The following is a 20,793-nucleotide window of genomic DNA, read 5'->3' as shown; positions in this document are numbered from 1 at the left end:
ACGTCGCACCGCGTTATGACAGACGCATACGATCCCGAACGGCGCGCCGCAGCGCTCGAGTCCAAGGCCTGGCCCTATGAGGAAGCGCGAAAGCTTCTGAAGCGCTGGCCCGAAGGCAAGCCGAACGGGGAACCGATGCTGTTCGAAACCGGCTACGGTCCCTCGGGCCTGCCGCACATCGGCACCTTTCAGGAGGTGCTGCGCACCACCATGGTCCGCCGCGCCTATGAGGAAATGACCGGCCGCCCAACCCGGCTGGTGGCGTTCAGCGACGACATGGACGGCCTGCGCAAGGTACCGGACAATGTGCCGAACAAGGAATTGCTGGAGGCGAACCTCGGCAAGCCGCTGTCGCGCGTCCCCGATCCCTTCGGCAAGTTCGACAGCTTCGCCGCGCACAATAACGCCATGCTGCGCGACTTCCTCGATCGCTTCGGCTTCGATTACGAATTCGTCTCGTCGACCGACTATTACACCTCCGGCCGCTTCGACGAGAAGCTGCGCGACGTCCTGCGCAACTATGACAAGATCATGGCCGTCATGCTGCCGACGCTGCGTGCCGAGCGGCAGGCGACCTATTCCCCCGTCCTGCCGATCAGCCCCACGTCCGGCATCGTGCTCCAGGTCCCGGTTGAGGTGGTCGATGCCGAAGCCGGAATCATCCGCTTCGAGGATGAAGGCAAGGTCGTCGAACAGTCGATCCTCGGCGGCAAGGCGAAGCTTCAGTGGAAGCCCGACTGGGGCATGCGCTGGGCCGCGCTCGGCGTCGATTATGAGATGTACGGCAAGGATCTGATCGATTCCGGCATCCTCGGCGGCAAGATCGCGCAGATCCTCGGCGGCCGTAAGCCGGAGGGGCTGATCTACGAGCTGTTCCTCGACGCCAAGGGTGAGAAGATTTCCAAGTCGAAGGGCAATGGCCTCTCGATCGAGGAATGGCTGACCTACGGCCCGGACGAAAGCCTCGCCTTCTACATCTATCGCGAACCCAAGAAGGCGAAGTCGCTTCACCTCGGCCTCATCCCCCGCGCGGTGGACGATTACTGGCAGTTCCGCGCCAATTATCCGGCGCAGGGCTGGAAGGAGAAGCACGGCAACCCGGTCCACCACGTCCACACCGGCAACGTGCCGGCGGCAACGCTCCCGGTCACCTTCGGGCTGCTGCTCAACCTCGTCGGCGTGATGGGCGAAGGCGCCACCAAGGAGCAGGTCTGGGGCTATCTCGGCAATTACCTCGCCGATGCGAACGCCGCCGCGCATCCCGAACTCGATCGGATGATCGGCTATGCCCTCGCCTATCACCGCGACTTCATCGCCCCCACGCTGAAGCGCCGCGCGCCCGAGGGCGTCGAGGTGGCCGCACTCGAGCGGCTCGATGCCGATCTCGCCACGCTGGGCGAGGATGCCTCGGCCGAGGATATTCAGAACGCCGTCTATGAAATCGGCAAGACCGGCGGCTTCGCCGAGCTGCGCGATTGGTTCAAGGCGCTGTACGAAACGCTGCTCGGCTCCAGCCAAGGCCCACGCATGGGCAGCTTCATCAAGCTCTACGGCGTCGCCAACACCCGCCGCCTGATCGCCGAGGCGCTCACCGCGGCCAAGTAACACGGACAGTTGGCGCCAATCTCCCACACAGCGGGAGGTTGGCGCCGGCGCCGCCGATCCGCTACCCTCACGGCCATGTGCAACGAGGCCGCCCGCCGCATCGCCATCGGCGAATTGCGCAACGACTGGGGCGAGACGCGAATCCCGGTCGTCTTCCCCGAAGGTGTGCCCAACATGGCGCCGCTCGACAGCTTCCGCATCACCGATCCGACGATCATCATCCGCGGCGTCAACGGCCGCGCGGACGAGGCGGAATGCGTCACCCGCCGCTGGAGCTGGCCAGGCACCGGCGGCCGCCCGGTGTACAATTTCCGCTCCGACGGGCGCGACCTGCGCTCAGGCCGCTGCCTCATCCCGGTCGACAGCTTCTTCGAATTTACCAAACCCGCGGATCCCAAGGCGAAGCGCAAGGACAAATGGGCCTTTCGCCTCGCCGGCCATGACTGGTTCTGCATCGCCGGCCTGTGGCGCAAGGACGCAAGCGTCGGCGAAGCCTTCACCATGCTCACCTGCGAGCCCGGCCCCGACGTGGCCCCCTATCATTCACGCCAGGTGGTGGTGCTCGGCCGCGACGCCTGGGCGGCATGGCTCGACCCTTCCGTCCCCTCCGCCGATCTGTGCCGGCCGCTCCCCGCCGGCAGCCTCAGCGTCGCGCCCGCGCGATAATTCGCGCTACGTCGCCAGGATCGTCGCCGCCCCGGCCAGGATCATGCCTACCGCCACCCCGCGCTGCCACGACACCCGCTCGCCCAGCGCGAAGATCTCGATTCCCATTGCCGTCACCATCCCCGTCTCGCGCAGCGCGGCGAGCGGCGCGGTCGGCCCAAGCGCAAAGGCGGTCAGCGCCCGCTGGACCGCTCCGGTGAATGGGTGTTAGGTTTTGCTTCCTCGCTCCCTCTCGCAAAAGGTCTAATCATTGGGCTTCTTTGCTTCACTCCTTAAGGTACTTGCCGGAGAGACGATCAACGACGGTTTTGGTCGGCATCGACTGCCAAGAAACTGGTGGAAAGTTGAGGGATTCTTCCCGCTCGCCACCGGGGGCCATCTTGAGATCGTAGGAGAGAGCCACTTCCAAGACACATTTGAGACGGTGGTAGGGGAGCGTTGGCGGGGGGGGAGTGTATTGGCACATCGTCGCTCAGATCTTTTTCATCGACGACAACCCTGCTGATCCGAACGCGGTGGGTGTCATGATTGAGGGTATGCCTGCCGGCTACATTCCACGTGATCAAGCTAATGCAATCCGGACTGCCATTTTGCAGGCGAACCCGGAGCGGCTGCCGATAATATGCAAGGGCGAGATCATCGGCGGCTTTGTTCGAGGGTCAAAACGAGGCAGCTACGGCCTTGTGCTTGATGTTGCCCAGCCGATCCGCCGGAAAGCACGCTAGCAACCCGGGCTTGGATTGGGGCGTGCACACTGGCTCGATTGCGGCGTGCTCTGAACGTGCTGCATCGGCAAGCACGCCGCTCATGTCACCAGCCGCCGCAATCCCGCAAGTGTATCCGCCTCCGCCGCCGGCTTGTCGGTCCTGATCCGCGCGATGCGGGGAAAGCGCATCGCGACGCCCGATTTGTGCCGTTTCGATTCGTGGATCGAATCAAACGCCACTTCCAGCACCAGCGTCTTTTCCACCTCGCGCACCGGGCCGAAGCGGTTGAGCGTGTTGTTGCGCACGAACTTGTCGAGCTGCTTCAGTTCCTCGTCGGTGATCCCGGAATAGGCCTTGCCCACCGGCAGCAGCTCGCCATCCTCGGTCCAGCAGCCAAAGGTATAGTCGCTGTAGAAGGACGATCGCCGCCCATTGCCGCGCTGCGCATACATCATCACGCAATCGGCGGTCAGCGGATCGCGCTTCCATTTGTACCACAGGCCCACGCGCCGCCCGGTGACATAGGGCGAATCGCGCCGCTTCAGCATCACGCCCTCGATCGCCGCGTCGCGCGCGCCGGCGCGGATGCCCTCCAGCGCGGTGAAATCCTCCGCTTCGATCAACGCGGACACGTCGAACCGCTCCGGGTTCAGCCGGCTGGCGAAATCCTCCAGCCGCCCGCGCCGCTCATGCCAGGGCAGCGCGCGCAGATCCTCCTCCCCATCGAGCAGGATATCGTACAGCCGCACGAAGGCCGGCGCTTCCTCCAGCATCTTGGCGGAGACGACCTTGCGCCCCAGCCGCTGCTGCAACGCGTTGAAGCTCGCCGCCCCGCCGCCTTCCTCATCACCCTTGCCGCCCAGTGCGGCGCCCAGTGCGATCCCCTGCGCCTCGCCCTTCACCAGCAATTCGCCGTCCACCGCGCCCGCCTCGGCAAAGGCGCCGGCGACATCGGGAAAGGCGCGGGTCACATCGTCGCCGGTGCGGCTGTACAGCCGCGTCTCGCCTGCGACATGGACGATCTGGACCCGGATGCCGTCCCATTTCCACTCCGCGGCATAATCGGAAAGGTCGACGCGCAGGTCTTCCAGCGGGTGCGCCAGCATGAACGGGCGAAACACCGGCACATTGGCCGGCGTCGGCTGCGCGCCGCGTCCCTCGGCCCAGGCGAACAGGCTTTCGTAGGGCGGGTCGATCCCGTGCCACACCTCCTCGACCGCATCGACGTCGATCGCGAAGGCATCGGCCAGCGCCTGCTTGGCCAGCCGCGCTGACACCCCGACGCGAAGCGCGCCCGTCGCCATCTTCAGCAGCGCGAAACGCTCCTCGGCGTTCAGCTGGTCCAGCATCTGCGCCAGCGCCGCCGGTGCCTGCCCGCGCGGCAGCGTCAGCAACCGTTCGACCACCGCGCCGACCGACAGCGCTTCAGCCGCCATCGGCGTCTCCGGCGTCGGCCACAGCAGCGCCACCGTCTCCGCCGAATCGCCGACATAATCGCGGCTCATCCGGTACAGCACCGGATCGACCCGCTCCTCGATCAGCGCGCGGATCACCGCCGGCTTGACCCCCGGGATGTCGAGGTCGCCGGTCAGCGCGGCCATCGCCCAGCCCCGGTCGGGATCGGGCGTGGTCTTCAGATAATCGCCGATCAGCCTCAGCTTTGCCGTGCGCGACCGGGTGTAGATGAGCGAATCGAGAAGCTGCGCAAAGGCGTGCATGGCCGCTCCAACGCACGGCATCGGCGAACCGCTCCGGCGATGGCCTCGGCGGCGCACTGGCGCTAGCGACACCGGCATGATCCGCAGGCATCCCATCATCGTCGCGCTCCTTCTCCTCCTCGTCGCAGCCGGCGGCGTGCTGGCCGTCCTCGGCTGGCAGGAGGCGCATCGCGATCCGGTGATCCGCCCCGGCTCGATCGCGCTGTCGGGCTGGCCCGCCGGCCACCCGCCGCTCACCATTGCCCTCGCCAGCGATATCCACATCGGCGGCGGCGCGATGGACGGCGACCGCCTCGCCCGCATCGTGGCGCAGATCAACGCCGCCGCCCCCGACCTGATCGTCCTCGCCGGCGACTTCATCGACGGGCATGACGCTGAGACCGCGCGCGACAATGCGCCCGTTCTGACCCAGGCGCTGCGCGGGCTGCGCGCGCCGCTCGGCACGATCGCAGTGCTGGGCAACCACGATCATGACAGCGATCCCGCCAGGATCGCCGCCGCGCTTGCCGCGGCAAACATCGCGGTGCTCGACAATGCCGCCACGCAGCGCGGCCCGCTGGCGATCGGCGTGGTGGGCGACGCCTATAGCGGCAACGACGATCTGCCGGTGACGCTGCGCGCGCTCGCCCGCCTCTCCGGCCCGCGACTGCTCGTCACGCATTCGCCCGACATCGCGCCGGACATGCCAGCCGACATATCGCTGCTGCTCGCCGGGCACACCCATTGCGGCCAGGTCGTGCTGCCGCTCGTCGGCGCGCTGTGGGTCCCCTCGCGCTTCGGCGATCGCTACCGCTGCGGCATCATCCGCGAGGGCGCGCGCAACGTCGTCACCAGCGCCGGGCTCGGCACCAGCCTACTGCCGCTCCGCTACCGCGCCCCGCCGGACGTGTGGCTGCTTCGGCTCGGCGCGAATTGACGATCCATATACGGTTCATATACGCACGGCTCATCACTTTCGAGCGGCCGGCATGGGAATTGTGAAGATCGACGACGCCCTGCACGAGGATGTCCGCCGCGCCAGCGCGGTGATGTGCCGCTCGATCAACGCCCAGGCGGAATTCTGGATGAAGATCGGCATGTTGGCCGAAACCAATCCCACGCTGACCTTCCACGAGATCATCAAGACGCAGCTCGCGGCCGTTCCCGCCGATCTGCCGCGCCTCTCGGTCGCCTGAAAGCCTCCCATGACGAAGAATGGCCTGATCAAGACCCTGGACGAATTGGCGCTGATGCGCATCTCCGGCCGGCTGCTCGCCAGCGTGTTCGAAATGCTTGATCGCCAGGATCTCGCCGGCATGTCGACGCTCGCGGTCAACGATCTCGTCGAACATTTCATCACCGTCGATCTCGCCGCGCGTCCCGCCAGCAAGGGGCAATATGGCTATGGCTATGTGCTGAACTGCTCGCGCAATGAAGTCGTCTGCCACGGCGTGCCGAGCGCTGACGAGATCATCCGCGACGGCGACATCATCAACCTCGACATCACGCTGGAAAAGAACGGCTTCATCGCCGATTCCAGCAAGACCTATATGGTCGGCACCGTCTCTCCCCAGGCGCGCCGCTTGGTGCGCGTCGCGCAGGAGGCGATGTGGCAGGGCATCCGGCAGGTGCGGCCCGGCGCGCACATCGGCGACATCGGCTTCGCGATCGAACGCCATGCCAAGAAGAACGGCTATTCGGTCGTGCGCGACTATTGCGGCCACGGCATCGGGCGGGAAATGCATGAGGAGCCGCAGGTGTTGAATTACGGCCGCCCCGGCACGGGCGCCCGGATGCGCCCGGGCATGGTCTTCACCGTCGAACCGATGATCAACCAGGGCAGCCGGAAGGTTGCGACGCTGGAGGACGAATGGACCGTCGTGACGAGCGGCGGCAAGCTCTCGGCCCAGTTCGAACACACGGTCGCGGTTAGGGAAAACGGGGTCGAGATACTGACCCTGCGCAGCGACGAACAACCGTCGCTCGGGAAAAACTGAGGCAACCGGCCGTACGCGCCGGCGCAGGAGGAATCTTCCGCCCCGCACCGACGCGCATCAGCCTAGTCGATCGCGTCCTTGATGGCCCTGCCGGTCATCAGCGCCAGCACCAGCAGCACGACGAAGATCGCAATCGCGATGAAGAACAGCACCTTGGCGATGCCGACGAAGGCGCCGCCGATCCCGCCAAAGCCCAACGCGCCGAGCACGAGGCCCGCGACAAGGAAGATCAGCGCCCATTTAAGCATCGCGGCTTATCCCCGACCCTTGCGGCTGGCCTCGAACAGGAACCAAGCGCGCTCCTCGGCCTGATCAGTCCATTCGTCGACGATGCCGCTGGTAGCATTGTCCTTCGCTTCCTCTGCCGCTTCCTTGACGGCGCGGAAGCTCTCGACCAGCTTCAGATTGTCGTCGCGCAACTCGGCCAGCATCTCGTCCGCCGGCACGAAATCGCGATCATTGTCGGAAATCGTCTGGCGGCGCGAAATGTCGCCGATCGAGCGCAGCGTGACGTTGCCCGTCTTGCGCACGCGCTCGGCGATCGCGTCAGTCACGCCCAGGATCTGGGCCGCCTGGTCGTCGAGCATCAGGTGATAGTCGCGGAAATGCGGCCCCGACACATGCCAGTGGAAATTCTTGGTCTTCAGGTATAGCGCATAGCAATCTGCCAGCGACGAATTGAGCGCGTCCGCCACCGTGCGCGTGTCGTTGCGCGGCAGGTCGGAGGGGGTTTTCAGGTCAGGCGCGATGTCGGCCACGGTACATACCTCCACAAAGCTGGGATTTCGTTGCGACAACGGCCTGATCGCCGAATCTATCCCTCCCCGTGAAATCCCGGACCGGCGTGCGCGCTACAGCAGCCGCACCGCATTCAGCCCGGCAATCACCCCCGTCACGACCAGCACCAACGCCGAGGCGATGCGGATCGCCGGCTGCGGCAGCGCCAGCCAGCGCCGCTCGCCGATCACCGCCGCTGGCGCCACCACCGAAAGCGCGCCCAGCGTGCCACCGACCGCCGCCAGCCACGGCAGCTCGCTCCGCGCCGCCAGCCCCAGCACGATGAACTGCATCCGGTCACCCACGATCATGATCGCCAGCCCCAGCACGCTGGTCGCCACCGCCCCCAGCCGCCAGCCGCTCAACCGGTCCGGTGAGCGCGATCGCAGCGTCGTGCTCAGCCCCGCCAGCACCAGCGCCAGCGCGAGCAGCAACTGGCGTGCCTCCGGCGTCAGCAGCGGCGCGATCCACAGCGCGGCGACGACGCCCAGCGCATAATTGCCCGCCAGCGCAACCGCGGCGGCGGCGATCACCAGCGCGGGCGATCGGAAACGGTCGGCCAGGATCGCCGCCAGCCACGGCGTCTTGTCCCCCGCCTGGCAGATCGCGCCCAGGACCAGCGCGGCCATCAGCGCATCCACGTTCGTCGTCCCCCGTCTGCCGTCCGATTCGCCACGCGCGCCTTGTGGTGCATGCCGGCGGGCCATTCCATGGTCGCATTCACCGTGGCAGATAGGGGCTGAAGAGGGCGTTAAGCCACGCCGCTGCTTGACTTCGCCCGCCCCATCGGCCATTGCGCCGACCGTTGGAAGCGGCGCGCCCACGCTCGCCGCTCCTTTTTTGTTTGCTACAGAACAGGATTCGCGGGTCATGGCCAAGCCGACCACCGTCAAGATCAAGCTCGTCAGCTCGGCCGATACCGGCTTCTTCTACGTCACCAAGAAGAATCCACGGACCAAGACCGAGAAGCTCAGCTTCAACAAGTACGATCCCGTCGTGCGCAAGCACGTCGAGTTCAAGGAAGCGAAGATCAAGTAAGTCGCGATTCGTCATGCTCCCGGTGGGCATGACGTCAATCGATCGATTGGCCGGCGGCACGCCCGATTGATGGGCGCCGCCGGATGGTACCCCGCTTGCGGGGACCGCCCAGGCCCTGTCACATCAGCGCCTATCCGGCAGCCGCACCTATTTCGCGGCCGGCTTGCCACAGCTCACCGGACCACCTCCAGCGGAGCGTACGGTGCAGGTGGCGTCACCCGCGACGGTGACCTTCCCCAGCCCGGTATTCGTCACCGCTGCGGTATAGCGCGCGCGTGCGCGTGTTTCCCCCGGCCCGGTCAGCAGAACGGTCAGGTCCTTCGTGAGCAGCCCGGACGCGTCGATCGTCCCCGGACCATCGGTGATCAACCGCGCCCGGTTCGCCTGCCCGCCAGCCGTGATCGTCCCCGCGCCGACCAGCGACGCGGCCAGCTGATCCGCGTCCACCCGCGCGGCCTCGACCCTGCCCGACCCGGCGAGCGACAGCTCCACGCGCTGCCCCGCCATGCGGTTCACCGTCACATTCGCGCCGGCACTCACCGCCAGCGAATTCAGCCGCGGCGTGCGCAGCACGATGACGGGGGGCGCGGCATTGTCAGCGCGAAACGTCTCGCCCCATCCGCCAGTACCCAGCCGGACCGACAGGGTCCCGCCATTCACCGTGACGGCGATCCGCTCGATCAGCTGGTGCTCGCCGCTGGCTGTGGCGCCGGGCGACGCGCCGGCCTCGATCCGCACCTCGAACGGCCCGTCGACCCGCACCCGCTCGAAACTGCCGACCGAAAACACCCGCTCCGCCGCCAGGGCGGGTAAGGGGGCCAGCAACAGCGGAAGAGCGAGCGCGCCTGTTCTCATGCGATGAGGTGCCACCAACTCACCGCTGGCTGCAAGCGCTCATCCGCCGCAGCGCACGTCACCCGTACCCATCTTGCTCACCTTGCAGCGCGCCTTGGGCCCCAGATCGACATCGCCCGTGCCCATGATCGACACACTGGCATCGCCATCGATCAGCGCCTGGACATTGCCCGTCCCGGCGATCTTCACCGATGCCCGCGATCCGCGCAGATCCTTGCCGTCGACGTCGCCCGCACCGGCGATCGACACGTCGATTTCTTGCGCCTGCCCCGCGGCGGTGACCGTGCCCGACCCGGCGATCGACAGCTTCAGCGCGTCCACCGTCACCCGGTTCAGGCCCAGCGATCCCGCGCCGGCGATGTCGCCCGTGAAGGCGGCGCCGTCGACGCGGTCGATCGCCACGTCGCCCGCCCCGGCGAGCCGCGCGGCCTCGATCCGCGGCATGGTGACAAAGACCTTCGCCGACCCGGAGCTCCAGCCGATGCCGCCCGTCGTCTTTCGGGAGATCCGCAGCCGGTCGCCCTCGCGGACGATCTTCAGACGCTCCAGAGCGTCGGGATCACCCTCTGCGTGCACCGAAAAGCCGGCACCGACCCGGACGTCGACATCGTCAGGCCCGCGCTGATCGATCTGCGTGAAATCCGTCACGGCATAGGTGCGGCTGGATCCTTCACCCTGCCCGCGAACCCCCGGCATGTCGTCGTCGCCCGACAAGGTGCCGCCACAGGCAGCGGTCGGGATCAGCGCGCCGATCACCAGCCAGCGCATGATCGATCGCCCGCGCGAACGATTGCGCTGCGATTCCGACGCCTCATTGCTATGATCAACTCGGTTCGACGAAAAAAGTAGATCAGATCGCATTATCTCAGCCTGCCCGGTGTATTTGTTAAATAATACACCAGGCAGGAACGAACGCAACGGTCGTTTCACATGCGAAAAGGGCGGCCTTCCGTCGGGAAGACCGCCCTTTTTCGCAAACCGGCCGCAAGCGCGGTCGGTCTGGCCGGATCAGGCCGGAACCTTGTCCTTGTTGTAGATCGCGGCCGCATCGCGGAGGATCTCGAGGATCTTCTCCTGCGCCGCCGGCTCGTCGATCTGCTCCATCGCGGCCAGTTCGCGCGCCAGACGGCTGCACGCACCTTCGAAGATCTGCCGCTCGGAATAGCTCTGCTCGGGCTGATCGTCGGCACGGAACAGGTCGCGGACCACTTCGGCGATCGACACGAGGTCGCCCGAGTTGATCTTCGCTTCATATTCCTGGGCGCGGCGCGACCACATGGTGCGCTTGACCTTGGGCTTGCCCTTCAGCGTCTCCATCGCCTCGCGCATCGTCTTGTCGGACGACAGCTTGCGCATGCCTACGCTTTCCGCCTTGTTGGTCGGAACGCGCAGCGTCATCTTTTCCTTCTCGAAGCGCAGCACGTAGAGCTCGAGCTGCATGCCGGCAATTTCTTGTTTCTGCAGCTCGATTACGCGGCCCACGCCATGCTTGGGATAAACGACATAATCACCGACATCGAAATGCAGCGCCTTGGCAGCCATAGGATCCGGATCCTCCGGGTTGAATCACGCCGAGGCAGAGCTTTGTGCGGACAACCGCCCGTCTGAGCCCGTGCACCATTGACGTGAAGGGTTAGCGACTCCAGCGGACGCGCGAAAACAATGCGCCCGTCACGGACTCATATAGCAGCGTTGCAACAATATTACCAGAGTCGATCGGGCAGCATGGCTGGCATTTCGCCACCATCCCACGATCGACGAGGAACGGCCGCGGCGATATCCGGGATTTCACCTAGCCTGTCGCTCACGGCCGCGGCCGCCGTCAGGCGACCAGATCGGCCGCCGGGGATCAGTCGCCAGCGCCAGGCTCGGGCGAGAAATACTTGTCGTACTTGCCCTCGGCGCCCTTGAACGCGTCGGCATCCGGCGGCGTCTGGTCTTCCTTGCGCGTGACATTGGGCCATTGCGCGGAGAAGGTCGCGTTCAGCTCCAGCCATTGCTCCAGCCCGCTTTCGGTATCGGGCAGGATCGCTTCCGCCGGGCATTCCGGCTCGCACACGCCGCAATCGATGCATTCGCTCGGATTGATGACGAGCATGTTCTCGCCTTCATAGAAGCAATCGACCGGACACACCTCCACGCAATCCATGTACTTGCAACGGATGCATGCGTCGGTGACGACATAGGTCATGGCCGGTTCAACTCCTCCATCGATCAGCAGATCGGGCGCCGCTGCTATGCGCGCTGTCGGCCAGCGTCAATCGTCGTCGCACTTGGGCGGTGCGTTCTCGATCTTTACACCCAGCTCGCGGTAACAGGCCTGCGCCTCTGCTGCTGGCCCGCGACGTAAGGGCAAAGCCTCGATCTGCAAGACGCGAACGCTGCCTGCCTTCACGAATGTCAGCACATTGCCGACCCGCACCGGGGCATGCGCCCGGTCGATGACGCGGCCGTCGATGCGCAGCCGCCCCTGCGCCGCCATGTCCTGCGCGATCTCCCGCGTCTTCGCTAGGCGAACGAACCACAGGTAACGGTCCAGCCGCATCGTGGCCTCGCCACCCGGCGGGTTAGCCAAGGTTCAGGTCCGACAGCACGGCAAATGCATTGTCGCTGCGCGGGCGAACCGCGCGGGCCGGCGGTCGGCCACGCCATGTCCAGCGCCCCTCGGACAGTGCACGAAAGCCCAATTCGGTCCGCAGCCGCGCGATGGTTGCGGGCTCCAACCCCATCGACGTGGCGAGCGCCGGGTCGGGCGTAAACGCGCCCCTCCCCTTGCGCCCTTCATGCGCCGACCTCGCGATCCGCTCGACCAGGTCGATGCGCACCGCCTGCTTTCCCAATGGGCGGAAACCGGTCGACAGAACCGCGCCGGGCGCGCCCCGCATCAGCACGGTCGCCCCGCCCGGCGGGGTGCCCGTCAGCGGCTGCCCCGCGGCGTGAAGCAGCGCGGCGCGCCAGGGAAGCGCGCGCGGCTTCATCATTCGCGGGTCGAACAGGTCCAGCGCGCCGATCGTCACGCCCGCCTTGCGCAGCCGCTGCCGCTCATCCGGGGTAAGCGCCTCCACCGCCGGGCGGATCGGCAGGCGCTGGGTGATGCCGGCGCCGGTCTCGATCGCCCGCGCCACGCTGCGCAGCGCGCCTGTCGCGGCCGCATCACCCGCCATTTCGGCCAGGCGCGCGATCACCGGCAGATGCGCGGCAATCGCATCCTCCACCCATCGCTGGACGCGGGCCGACGCCGCCTTGCGCAGCGGCGCGGCAAGGCAGTTCAGCGCCTCGTCCAGCACGATGGCGGGGCGGGCGAGCGATCGCCCGCGCGCCAGCCGCGCGACCTCATGCCCCTGCCAGCTGATCGTGCCCTTGGAGCCCAACGCAAAGGCGTCGTCCGCAGCACCGATCAGCGCCGCCCCACGCGCATCGCGCTCCTTGGAAAGCTGCTTCTCCGCCGTCGACAGCAACAACCTCTTGTCCGCCGCCCGTGCCTCGGGCGCGACGACGAAGCGGAAACCGTCGAGGCGGCCGATCGAATGGGTGTCGATCGTCACCTCGCCCTCGGCGCCGATTTCGATCGGCAACGCGCCGGCGCCTGCGCCGATCTGCTTAAGCAGCACGCTGGTCCGCTTGTCGACGAAGCGCTGCGTCAGGCTGGCATGCAGCGCGTCCGACAGCCGCTCCTCCACGGCGCTCGTCCGCGCCGCCCAATGGTCGGGATCGGCCAGCCAGCCCTTGCGCTGCGCGATATAGGCCCAGGTGCGGATCGCGGAGACGCGCCCGGCGATCGTCTCGACGTCACCATCGACCCGGTCGAGCCGAGCAACCTCGTCGGCAAACCATTGGTGCGGCAGAAAGCCGGTCGACAGATGGTCGAAGATCCGCGTCACGAAGCGGGCATGCGGCTCGACACCCAGCTTCTGGAAATCCGGGATGCCACACACCGCCCACAGCCGCTCCACCTGCCCGCGCGCCTGCGCCCGGATTTTGGGGTCGGCCGAAAGTCTCCGCAGAACGGCCAGGTCGACCGCCTCCGGGGCCGCACGCAGCCGCTCGTGATCCGGCGGCTCCGACAGCGAGGCCAGCAAATCGTCCACGCTGCGAAGGTCGGGGCGACCGTTGCGCCAGTACAGCCAGTCGAGCGCGGGGAAGCGATGCTCCTCGATCGCCAGCACTTCCTCCGGCAGGAACGCGTCCGGCCCCTCCTCGGTCACCGCCCCAAAGGTGCCGTCCCGCTGGTGCCGCCCGGCGCGCCCTGCGATCTGCGCCATCTCCGAGACGGTCAGCCGCCGCCGCCGCTTGCCGTCGAACTTGTGCAGCCCGGCAAAGGCAACGTGCGCGACATCCATGTTCAGCCCCATGCCGATGGCATCGGTCGCAACAAGGTAATCGACCTCGCCGGCCTGGAACATCGCCACCTGCGCGTTGCGGGTCCGCGGGGACAGCGCCCCCATCACCACCGCCGCCCCGCCGCGCAGCCGCCGCAGCATTTCCGCCACGGCATAGACCTCCTCGGCGCTGAACGCGACAATCGCGGACCGCCGCGGCAATCGGCTGATCTTCTTCGCGCCGGCATAGGAAAGGTCGGAAAAGCGCGGCCGCTCGACGATTTCCGCGCGTGGGATCAGCGACCGGACCACCGGCTTCAGCGCCGCCGATCCCAGGATCATCGTCTCCTCGCGCCCGCGGGCATGAAGCAGCCGGTCGGTGAACACATGGCCGCGCTCAGCGTCCGCCCCCAGCTGCGCCTCGTCCAGCGCCACAAACGCGACGTCGCGGTCGACCGGCATGCTCTCGGCCGTGCACAGGAACCAGCGGGCGTCCTTGGGGACGATCCGCTCCTCACCGGTGATCAGCGCGACGCGTTCCGGCCCCTTCATCGCGACGACGCGGTCATACACCTCGCGCGCCAGCAGCCGCAGCGGAAAGCCGATCATGCCGCTGGAATGCGCCACCATCCGCTCGACCGCGAGGTGTGTCTTGCCGGTGTTCGTCGGCCCGAGAACCGCTGTTACGCGGAGGTTGTCGTGGGAGGACATGGTCCCGGCAACATCGGGCGCAAGCACCTCTGAATCAACCATTCCGTTTCGTCGCGTTCAAGGAACGGGCCGGCGCAGCAGCGACTCGCCTGATCCCGGGTTAATTTGACTTTAGGACCTTGCCCCCACAACGCCTTGGCCTGCGCCGGGGGTGGTCGGCGACATCATGTGCTTGGGGGCGCCTTTCTCCTCGTGTTCTTGCGTGAGCAGCCTGGACTGGAACTGGCCGGCGCCGCAGGCGCCCGTCGCTTCGGACGTGCGACCGCGCCCGTGCGCACGATTCCCTGGCCGGACCGCATCCGCCATACGCTGCATCAGACCGACTGGGCACCTGACCTTGGCGCGCGCATCGGCAGCCGGGAATGGTGGCGCGGGCTGGCCACCTGCGGCAGCCTCATCGCCGCCGCGCTGCTGACGGCGCCGGGCATCCGCCCCGTGCCAGGCACCATCACCAGCCAGATGATCGGCGCGGAGCGCGAAGAGGCCCGCACGCTGTCGATCGCCCCGCTCGGCCTCGGCGCCTCCAGCGGGCGACGCATGGCCGCCAACGATCTCGTTCGCCCCCTGTCGGAAACGCCCGAGCGTCCAACGATCGAGCTATCGGCGTCGATCAGCAACGGCGACAGCTTCGGCGCGGCCTTGCAGCGCGCCGGGGTCGGCCGCGCCGATGCCGCCCGCGCCGCAGCACTCGTCGCCAGTGAGGTCGGGCTGAAGGATCTGAAGCCCGGCACCGTTCTGGACCTGACGCTCGGCCGCCGGCACGACCGGCGCACCGCGCGCCCGCTGGAAAAGCTCGCCTTCCGCGCCCGCTTCGATCTCAACCTCGAGCTGCATCGCCAGGCAGAGGGGCTGACGCTGGAGCGGCATCCGATCGCGATCGACAACACGCCGCTGCGCATCAAGGGCCAGGTCGGCTCCAGCCTCTACCGCTCGGCGCGCGCCGCCGGCGCCCCGGCCAAGCTGGTCGAGGCCTATATCAAGGCGATCGCCGCGCGCACCTCGGTCGGCGCGATCCCCGCCAGCGCCACGTTCGACATCATTGCCGATCACGCCCGCGCGGCGACGGGCGAGGTCCAGGTCGGCCAGCTGCAATATGCCGGCCTCGATCAGGGCCGAAAGAAGCTTCAGCTCGTCCGCTGGGAAGATGGCGACGGCAATGGCGGACAATTCTGGGACGCCAGCGGCCAGGTGAAGCGTCAGGGCTTCATGGGCATGCCGGTCTCCGGCCGGATCTCCTCCACGTTCGGGATGCGGCGCCACCCGCTGCTGGGCTTCCTGCGGATGCACAAGGGCCTTGACCTTGCGGCCCCGCACGGCACGCCGATCTATGCCCCGGTCGCAGGCCGCGTGGTCATGGCGGCGCGCAATCGCGGCTACGGCAATTTCATCAAGCTGGATCACTCCAGCGGCATCTCGAGCGGCTATGGCCACCTCAGCCGCTTTGCCGTGCGCGCAGGCCAGCAAGTGTCGCGCGGCCAGATCATCGGCTATGTTGGGTCGACCGGCATGTCGACCGGCCCGCACCTTCATTGGGAAGTGTGGAAGAACGGCAAGAACGTCAATCCGCGTTCCATTTCACTCTCCAGCGTCGCCACGCTGTCGGGGGAAAAGCTGCGCGCCTTCAAGAAAAAGACCGCACAACTCCTGTCGGCACCCATTGCAAACTAAATGATTATCGCTGACGTGCACTGCCGCCCGCTGCCTTTCACTTGACCGAAAAGCGGCCTAACGCGCGATCATCATGGAGATCGCCGCCAATCCTCCGCTGACCGAGACTCGCCCCGCCAGCGATCGTGCGGAAATGTCGGCGCTGGTCCGGCTTGCCGGGCCGCTGGTCGGTGCGAACCTTCTGCAGATGGCGGTCAGCGCGGTCGACGTGATCTTCGTCGCACGTCTCGGCACCCTCGATCTCGCCGCCGCCACCCTTGGCGTCTTTCTCTTCAACCTGTGCATGTACGCGCTGATCGGCCTGACCAGCGCCGCCGCGCCCCTGATCGCGGCCGAACTCGGCCGTCGCCGCCACGCGGTGCGTGAGGTGCGGCGCAGCGTGCGCATGGCGTTCTGGGTCGGTGCCGCCGGCTGCGTGCCCGTCATCCTCCTCCTCGCCCATGGTGAAACGGTGCTGCTGCTGTTCGGCCAGGATCCAGAGGTGTCGCGTCGCGCCGGCAGCTTCCTCGACATCATCCTGCTGGCCATTCCCGCCGGCGTCGCCGCTGGCGTGATGCGCACCGCTGCCGCCGCGCTCGGCCGGCCCGGCTGGGCCTTTGTGGTCACCGGGCTGGCGCTTGGCGTCAGCATCCTCGCCAATTGGATGCTGGTGTTCGGCAACCTCGGCGCGCCGGCGCTTGGCCTCGAAGGATCTGCCTGGGCCAGCGTCATCAGCCTTGTCGCGATGGCGCTGGCCTATGTCGCCATCCTTTTCTTCGACCCGCGGCTGCGGCGCTATCGCCTGTTCGGTCGCTGGTGGGTCACCGAATGGTCGCGCTTCCGCGAGATCGTCCGCCTTGGCGTACCGATCATGCTGACCTGGACCTTTGAAGGCGCGCTGTTCGGCGGGGCGGCGATCCTGATGGGCCTGATCGGCGTCGATTCCGTCGCGGCCCATGCGGTCGCGCTGAACATCGCCGCGATCGCGTTCCAGGTACCGTTCGGCATCGCGCAGGCCGCGACCATTCGCGTCGGCATGGCCTATGGCGCGGCAGACGCCGCATGGATCGCGCGTGCCGGCCGCGTCGCGCTCATTCTTGGCATCGGCTTCATGGGCCTTACCGCGGCGGCAATCTGGCTCACCCCCCGGCTGTTCGTCAGCGCCTATATCGACGTCGACGCGCCGCAGAACGCGGCGGTGGTCGCGCTGGCGGTGAAGTTCCTGGCGGTGGCCGCCATGTTCCAGCTGGTCGACGGCGCGCAGGCCGTGGCCGCCGGCGTGCTGCGCGGGCTGCAGGATACGCGCGTGCCGATGATCATCGCGCTGTTCGGCTATTGGGTGATCGGCTTCGGCACCTCAGGGCTGCTGGGCTTCTACTTCGGCCTGGCGGGCGTCGGCGTGTGGCTTGGCCTGGCCGTCGGGTTGCTCGTCGTTTCGATCCTCCTGATGTGGCGCTGGCACGCCCGCGCACGCCTTGGCCTGCTGCCACGCACGGTCTGACGGATAGTTCCAAAAAATTGTGATCGGCCCCGTTGACGGTGCCTGGGCTCGTCCACATATCCCCCCGGCTGGCACTCGCATCAGGGGAGTGCCAACGAACTGTCATACTCCGCTCAAAGAGAGGGAATCCGCATGAACTTCCGTCCGCTGCACGACCGCGTGCTCGTGCGCCGCGTCGAGGCCGAGGAAAAGACCGCTGGCGGCATCATCATTCCGGACACCGCCAAGGAAAAGCCGCAGGAGGGCGAAGTCGTCGCCGCCGGTGCTGGCGCCAAGGCCGAGGATGGCAAGGTTACCCCGCTCGACGTCAAGGCCGGTGATCGCGTCCTGTTCGGCAAGTGGTCGGGCACCGAGGTCCGCGTCAACGGCGAAGACCTGCTGATCATGAAGGAATCGGACATCCTCGGCATCATCGCCTGAGCGATCGTTCGTACCTGCACTTCTCTCAACATTCGTTCATTTGAAAGGGTAGCCACATGGCAGCCAAGGACGTGAAATTCGGCCGCGACGCACGCGAGCGCATCCTCAAGGGTGTCGACATCCTCGCCGACGCGGTGAAGGTGACGCTCGGCCCGAAGGGTCGCAACGTCGTCATCGACAAGAGCTTCGGCGCGCCCCGCATCACCAAGGACGGTGTGTCGGTCGCCAAGGAAATCGAGCTCAAGGACAAGTTCGAGAACATGGGCGCCCAGATGGTGCGCGAAGTGGCCTCGAAGACCAACGACATCGCCGGTGACGGCACCACCACCGCGACCGTTCTCGCCCAGGCGATCGTCCGCGAGGGCATGAAGTCGGTTGCAGCCGGCATGAACCCGATGGACCTGAAGCGCGGCATCGACCTCGCCGTCCACAAGGTCGTCGACGACATCAAGGCGCGCTCCAAGCCCGTCTCGGGTTCGCAGGAAGTTGCCCAGGTCGGCATCATCTCCGCGAACGGCGACCGTGAAGTCGGCGAGAAGATCGCCGAGGCCATGGAGAAGGTCGGCAAGGAAGGCGTGATCACCGTCGAAGAGGCGAAGGGTCTCGAATTCGAGCTCGACGTCGTCGAGGGTATGCAGTTCGACCGCGGCTATCTGTCGCCGTACTTCATCACCAACCCGGAAAAGATGCAGGTCGAACTGAACGACCCGTACATCCTGATCCACGAGAAGAAGCTGTCGAACCTGCAGTCGATGCTTCCGATCCTCGAGGCGGTTGTGCAGTCGGGCCGTCCGCTCCTCATCATCGCCGAGGACATCGAGGGCGAGGCTCTGGCCACGCTCGTCGTCAACAAGCTGCGCGGCGGCCTGAAGGTCGCAGCGGTCAAGGCACCGGGCTTCGGCGATCGTCGCAAGGCGATGCTCGAGGATATCGCGATCCTCACCAAGGGCGAAGTCGTCTCCGAGGATCTCGGCATCAAGCTCGAGACCGTCACGCTCGGCATGCTCGGCACCGCCAAGCGCGTCACGATCGACAAGGACAACACCACCATCGTCGATGGCGCCGGTGATGCCGAAGCGATCAAGGGCCGCACCGAGGCGATCCGTCAGCAGATCGAAGTCACCACGTCCGACTACGACCGTGAGAAGCTCCAGGAGCGTCTCGCGAAGCTCGCTGGCGGCGTTGCCGTGATCAAGGTCGGCGGTGCGACCGAGGTCGAGGTGAAGGAGCGCAAGGACCGTGTTGACGACGCGCTGCACGCAACCCGCGCTGCCGTCGAAGAGGGCATCGTTCCGGGCGGCGGCACGGCGCTGCTGTACGCGACCAAGGCACTCGAAGGCCTGAAGGGCGACAATGACGATCAGACGCGCGGCGTCGACATCGTTCGCAAGTCGCTCACCGCGCTGGTGCGTCAGATCGCGCAGAACGCTGGCCAGGACGGCGCCGTCGTCTCGGGCAAGCTGCTCGACCAGAGCGACACCGCGTTCGGCTTCAACGCTGCGACCGACACCTACGAGAACCTGGTTGCGGCCGGCGTGATCGACCCGACCAAGGTCGTTCGTACCGCGCTTCAGAACGCCGCATCGGTGGCGGGTCTCCTCATCACCACCGAGGCGACCGTTTCCGAGCTGCCGGAAGACAAGCCCGCAATGCCGGCAATGCCGGGCGGCGGCATGGGCGGCATGGACTTCTGATTTCGGACCGGGGCGGCACCCGCCGCCCCGGGCACGACATCGGATCCGCAGCGGCCCCGCCGCTGCCACCCGACCAAAAAGAAAGGGCCGGAGCGCACCAGCGTCCCGGCCCTTTTCTTATCCGCACCCCTGCGAGCGGCAGGTTCCTCAGGCCTGCTCCCGCTCCGCCAGCAACTGCGTCGCCTTCTTCGATCGCAGCGCCACCACCAGCACCCCCGCCAGCGCGAGCATCGCCCCGGCGATCATCCGCATGTCCAGCTTGTCCCCGGTCAGCGCGACTCCGAAGGCAATGGTGAACAGCGGCGTCATCAGCGTCAGCGGCGTCAGCAAATTGGCTTCATAACGGCGGATCAGCCCGTAATAGCTGGTGTGTCCCAGCACCGACACGACCAACGCGGCAAACAGCACCGCGCCGACGAACGGCCAGCCGACCGCAACGGCGCTCGTCCATTGCCCCTCCTCGAACACGGCTGACGCCACCGCCAGCGGCAGGAAGGAAACCAGCCCCACCCACGCTTGGAAGCGCAGCGGCGCCACGTCCTCCACCTGCTTCATCAGCACCGCGCCCAGCGATCCGGTGAACGCCGCGCCGACGACGAACCACAGCCCGGCGGAGAGATCGATCCCGTCCGGATTCCACACCACCAGCAGCACGCCCGCCAGCGTCAGCGCGATGCCCAGCCCGCGGCGCCAGTGGATTCGCTCACCCAGCATCACGATCGACAGCAATGTCGTGAACGGCACGCCGATCTGGATCACCACCGCTGCGGCACTTGGCGACGCGGTCTGCAGCCCGATGAACAGCAAAGCGAAGTTGCCCGCCCCCATCAGGATCCCGATCACCACGATCCGCCAGCGCGGCCGCGGCATCGGCAGCAGCCATGGCAGGGTCGCCGCGATCACCACCAGGAAGCGGATCGCCGCAAAGAACAAGGGCGGTACCGCCCAATTCCCGACCACGATCTTGCTCAATACATTGCTGTATCCCCAGACCAGACAGATGAGGACGAGGAGCAGGAAATCGCGGATCTTCATGTCGCCCCCGTGGCAGAGGCACGCGGCGGACGCCAGACAGCCCAGCTTTTGCGTGCAATACCTCCAGCCATCATAACTATGCCCGCGCGGCCATTGCGCGCTTGGCGCATCGCCCCCGGCCCCC

22 protein-coding genes are annotated in these 20,793 nt (G+C 66.8%); 11 read left to right on the top strand and 11 right to left on the bottom strand.

What is annotated here, in order from left to right:
* Positions 1 to 15 precede the first annotated feature (15 nt).
* The 3 genes from ACH0BU_RS07240 (at position 16) to ACH0BU_RS07230 (ending at position 2,996) form a co-directional block, all read left to right on the top strand.
* Complete coding sequence (locus tag ACH0BU_RS07240) at positions 16 to 1,605, top strand: lysine--tRNA ligase (protein WP_314470813.1); 1,590 nt, start codon at positions 16 to 18, stop codon at positions 1,603 to 1,605.
* Positions 1,606 to 1,680: 75 nt separating this feature from the next.
* The gene (locus tag ACH0BU_RS07235; RefSeq protein WP_314470815.1) at positions 1,681 to 2,271 is read left to right on the top strand and encodes an SOS response-associated peptidase family protein; all 591 of its coding nucleotides are present in this window, start codon (positions 1,681 to 1,683) and stop codon (positions 2,269 to 2,271) included.
* Between the two features lie 452 nt (positions 2,272 to 2,723).
* Entirely contained in the window at positions 2,724 to 2,996 is a 273-nt protein-coding gene (locus ACH0BU_RS07230; protein WP_145120502.1) for a hypothetical protein, read from the top strand.
* A gap of 80 nt (positions 2,997 to 3,076) precedes the next feature.
* Here ACH0BU_RS07230 and ACH0BU_RS07225 read toward each other — a convergent pair whose 3' ends face one another.
* Positions 3,077 to 4,696 (bottom strand): cisplatin damage response ATP-dependent DNA ligase, encoded by a 1,620-nt coding sequence (locus ACH0BU_RS07225; RefSeq protein ID WP_314470818.1) that lies wholly within the window; start codon positions 4,694 to 4,696, stop codon positions 3,077 to 3,079.
* A gap of 76 nt (positions 4,697 to 4,772) precedes the next feature.
* Between ACH0BU_RS07225 and ACH0BU_RS07220 the strand changes: the two genes are divergently transcribed.
* Genes ACH0BU_RS07220 through map form a run of 3 tightly spaced genes read left to right on the top strand, consistent with a single transcriptional unit; the run spans position 4,773 to position 6,672 of the window.
* Positions 4,773 to 5,612, top strand: coding sequence for a metallophosphoesterase (locus ACH0BU_RS07220; protein ID WP_296220657.1), 840 nt, complete (start codon positions 4,773 to 4,775; stop codon positions 5,610 to 5,612).
* A gap of 52 nt (positions 5,613 to 5,664) precedes the next feature.
* A complete protein-coding gene (locus tag ACH0BU_RS07215) occupies positions 5,665 to 5,871 on the top strand; it encodes a ParD-like family protein (RefSeq protein ID WP_125945209.1) in 207 nt (68 codons plus the stop codon).
* A 24-nt stretch (positions 5,872 to 5,895) separates the two neighbouring features.
* Positions 5,896 to 6,672 carry a type I methionyl aminopeptidase gene (gene map / locus ACH0BU_RS07210; RefSeq protein ID WP_296220665.1) on the top strand — a complete coding sequence of 259 codons (777 nt, stop codon included), beginning with the start codon at positions 5,896 to 5,898 and terminating at the stop codon, positions 6,670 to 6,672.
* A 62-nt stretch (positions 6,673 to 6,734) separates the two neighbouring features.
* On the opposite strand, the gene ACH0BU_RS07205 is transcribed toward map, so the two are convergent.
* The 3 genes from ACH0BU_RS07205 to ACH0BU_RS07195 form a co-directional block, all read right to left on the bottom strand.
* On the bottom strand, positions 6,735 to 6,920 hold the full coding sequence (locus ACH0BU_RS07205) for a DUF1328 family protein (RefSeq protein ID WP_046408396.1): 186 nt from the start codon (positions 6,918 to 6,920) through the stop codon (positions 6,735 to 6,737).
* A 6-nt stretch (positions 6,921 to 6,926) separates the two neighbouring features.
* Positions 6,927 to 7,430, bottom strand: a complete 504-nt coding sequence (locus tag ACH0BU_RS07200) for a Dps family protein (protein WP_046408467.1) — start codon at positions 7,428 to 7,430, stop codon at positions 6,927 to 6,929.
* 93 nt (positions 7,431 to 7,523) lie between these two features.
* Positions 7,524 to 8,078, bottom strand: coding sequence for a TMEM165/GDT1 family protein (locus ACH0BU_RS07195; protein WP_296220653.1), 555 nt, complete (start codon positions 8,076 to 8,078; stop codon positions 7,524 to 7,526).
* A gap of 241 nt (positions 8,079 to 8,319) precedes the next feature.
* On the opposite strand from ACH0BU_RS07195, the gene rpmG reads away from it, so the two are divergent.
* The gene (gene rpmG / locus ACH0BU_RS07190; RefSeq protein WP_007407030.1) at positions 8,320 to 8,487 is read left to right on the top strand and encodes a 50S ribosomal protein L33; all 168 of its coding nucleotides are present in this window, start codon (positions 8,320 to 8,322) and stop codon (positions 8,485 to 8,487) included.
* 147 nt (positions 8,488 to 8,634) lie between these two features.
* On the opposite strand, the gene ACH0BU_RS07185 is transcribed toward rpmG, so the two are convergent.
* The 6 genes from ACH0BU_RS07185 to ACH0BU_RS07160 all read right to left on the bottom strand — a co-directional run bounded on the left by ACH0BU_RS07185 (position 8,635) and on the right by ACH0BU_RS07160 (position 14,372).
* Positions 8,635 to 9,342 (bottom strand): head GIN domain-containing protein, encoded by a 708-nt coding sequence (locus ACH0BU_RS07185; protein WP_296220650.1) that lies wholly within the window; start codon positions 9,340 to 9,342, stop codon positions 8,635 to 8,637.
* 39 nt (positions 9,343 to 9,381) lie between these two features.
* The gene (locus tag ACH0BU_RS07180) at positions 9,382 to 10,110 is read right to left on the bottom strand and encodes a head GIN domain-containing protein (protein WP_296220647.1); all 729 of its coding nucleotides are present in this window, start codon (positions 10,108 to 10,110) and stop codon (positions 9,382 to 9,384) included.
* A gap of 240 nt (positions 10,111 to 10,350) precedes the next feature.
* Positions 10,351 to 10,884 (bottom strand): CarD family transcriptional regulator, encoded by a 534-nt coding sequence (locus ACH0BU_RS07175; protein WP_046408403.1) that lies wholly within the window; start codon positions 10,882 to 10,884, stop codon positions 10,351 to 10,353.
* Between the two features lie 307 nt (positions 10,885 to 11,191).
* Positions 11,192 to 11,533, bottom strand: a complete 342-nt coding sequence (gene fdxA, locus ACH0BU_RS07170) for a ferredoxin FdxA (RefSeq protein ID WP_125945205.1) — start codon at positions 11,531 to 11,533, stop codon at positions 11,192 to 11,194.
* 66 nt (positions 11,534 to 11,599) lie between these two features.
* Positions 11,600 to 11,887: an RNA-binding S4 domain-containing protein gene (locus ACH0BU_RS07165; RefSeq protein WP_046408406.1), complete on the bottom strand. Its 288-nt coding sequence runs from the start codon at positions 11,885 to 11,887 to the stop codon at positions 11,600 to 11,602.
* A gap of 22 nt (positions 11,888 to 11,909) precedes the next feature.
* Positions 11,910 to 14,372, bottom strand: a complete 2,463-nt coding sequence (locus tag ACH0BU_RS07160) for a helicase-related protein (RefSeq protein WP_500263897.1) — start codon at positions 14,370 to 14,372, stop codon at positions 11,910 to 11,912.
* Positions 14,373 to 14,642: 270 nt separating this feature from the next.
* Between ACH0BU_RS07160 and ACH0BU_RS07155 the strand changes: the two genes are divergently transcribed.
* From ACH0BU_RS07155 to groL, 4 genes are all read left to right on the top strand, one after another.
* Positions 14,643 to 16,040, top strand: coding sequence for a M23 family metallopeptidase (locus ACH0BU_RS07155; protein ID WP_500263883.1), 1,398 nt, complete (start codon positions 14,643 to 14,645; stop codon positions 16,038 to 16,040).
* A 73-nt stretch (positions 16,041 to 16,113) separates the two neighbouring features.
* The gene (locus ACH0BU_RS07150) at positions 16,114 to 17,520 is read left to right on the top strand and encodes an MATE family efflux transporter (protein ID WP_296220643.1); all 1,407 of its coding nucleotides are present in this window, start codon (positions 16,114 to 16,116) and stop codon (positions 17,518 to 17,520) included.
* Between the two features lie 132 nt (positions 17,521 to 17,652).
* Complete coding sequence (gene groES / locus ACH0BU_RS07145; protein WP_046408410.1) at positions 17,653 to 17,940, top strand: co-chaperone GroES; 288 nt, start codon at positions 17,653 to 17,655, stop codon at positions 17,938 to 17,940.
* A gap of 56 nt (positions 17,941 to 17,996) precedes the next feature.
* Complete coding sequence (gene groL, locus ACH0BU_RS07140) at positions 17,997 to 19,634, top strand: chaperonin GroEL (RefSeq protein WP_046408412.1); 1,638 nt, start codon at positions 17,997 to 17,999, stop codon at positions 19,632 to 19,634.
* Between the two features lie 147 nt (positions 19,635 to 19,781).
* Here the strand turns inward: groL and ACH0BU_RS07135 are convergent, their stop codons facing one another.
* Positions 19,782 to 20,669, bottom strand: coding sequence for a DMT family transporter (locus ACH0BU_RS07135; protein WP_500263882.1), 888 nt, complete (start codon positions 20,667 to 20,669; stop codon positions 19,782 to 19,784).
* Positions 20,670 to 20,793: the final 124 nt, after the last annotated feature.

It is taken from the genome of Sphingomonas olei, assembly GCF_045369765.1.
Classification (GTDB): domain Bacteria; phylum Pseudomonadota; class Alphaproteobacteria; order Sphingomonadales; family Sphingomonadaceae; genus Sphingomonas; species Sphingomonas panaciterrae.
The sequence above is the reverse complement of the archived record's forward strand: the minus strand, read 5'-3'. Positions and strand labels throughout refer to the sequence as shown.

Excerpts from the sequence above, each read along its gene's own strand:
- ACH0BU_RS07240 (WP_314470813.1), top strand. The coding sequence starts at position 16 with ATGACAGACGCATACGATCCCGAACGGCGCGCCGCAGCGCTCGAGTCC.
- ACH0BU_RS07235 (WP_314470815.1), top strand. The coding sequence starts at position 1,681 with ATGTGCAACGAGGCCGCCCGCCGCATCGCCATCGGCGAATTGCGCAAC.
- ACH0BU_RS07225 (WP_314470818.1), bottom strand. The coding sequence starts at position 4,696 with ATGCACGCCTTTGCGCAGCTTCTCGATTCGCTCATCTACACCCGGTCG.
- ACH0BU_RS07220 (WP_296220657.1), top strand. The coding sequence starts at position 4,773 with ATGATCCGCAGGCATCCCATCATCGTCGCGCTCCTTCTCCTCCTCGTC.
- ACH0BU_RS07215 (WP_125945209.1), top strand. The coding sequence starts at position 5,665 with ATGGGAATTGTGAAGATCGACGACGCCCTGCACGAGGATGTCCGCCGC.
- ACH0BU_RS07205 (WP_046408396.1), bottom strand. The coding sequence starts at position 6,920 with ATGCTTAAATGGGCGCTGATCTTCCTTGTCGCGGGCCTCGTGCTCGGC.
- ACH0BU_RS07195 (WP_296220653.1), bottom strand. The coding sequence starts at position 8,078 with ATGGCCGCGCTGGTCCTGGGCGCGATCTGCCAGGCGGGGGACAAGACG.
- rpmG (WP_007407030.1), top strand. The coding sequence starts at position 8,320 with ATGGCCAAGCCGACCACCGTCAAGATCAAGCTCGTCAGCTCGGCCGAT.
- ACH0BU_RS07185 (WP_296220650.1), bottom strand. The coding sequence starts at position 9,342 with ATGAGAACAGGCGCGCTCGCTCTTCCGCTGTTGCTGGCCCCCTTACCC.
- ACH0BU_RS07180 (WP_296220647.1), bottom strand. The coding sequence starts at position 10,110 with ATGCGCTGGCTGGTGATCGGCGCGCTGATCCCGACCGCTGCCTGTGGC.
- ACH0BU_RS07175 (WP_046408403.1), bottom strand. The coding sequence starts at position 10,884 with ATGGCTGCCAAGGCGCTGCATTTCGATGTCGGTGATTATGTCGTTTAT.
- fdxA (WP_125945205.1), bottom strand. The coding sequence starts at position 11,533 with ATGACCTATGTCGTCACCGACGCATGCATCCGTTGCAAGTACATGGAT.
- ACH0BU_RS07165 (WP_046408406.1), bottom strand. The coding sequence starts at position 11,887 with ATGCGGCTGGACCGTTACCTGTGGTTCGTTCGCCTAGCGAAGACGCGG.
- ACH0BU_RS07160 (WP_500263897.1), bottom strand. The coding sequence starts at position 14,372 with ATGTCCTCCCACGACAACCTCCGCGTAACAGCGGTTCTCGGGCCGACG.
- ACH0BU_RS07150 (WP_296220643.1), top strand. The coding sequence starts at position 16,114 with ATGGAGATCGCCGCCAATCCTCCGCTGACCGAGACTCGCCCCGCCAGC.
- groES (WP_046408410.1), top strand. The coding sequence starts at position 17,653 with ATGAACTTCCGTCCGCTGCACGACCGCGTGCTCGTGCGCCGCGTCGAG.
- groL (WP_046408412.1), top strand. The coding sequence starts at position 17,997 with ATGGCAGCCAAGGACGTGAAATTCGGCCGCGACGCACGCGAGCGCATC.
- ACH0BU_RS07135 (WP_500263882.1), bottom strand. The coding sequence starts at position 20,669 with ATGAAGATCCGCGATTTCCTGCTCCTCGTCCTCATCTGTCTGGTCTGG.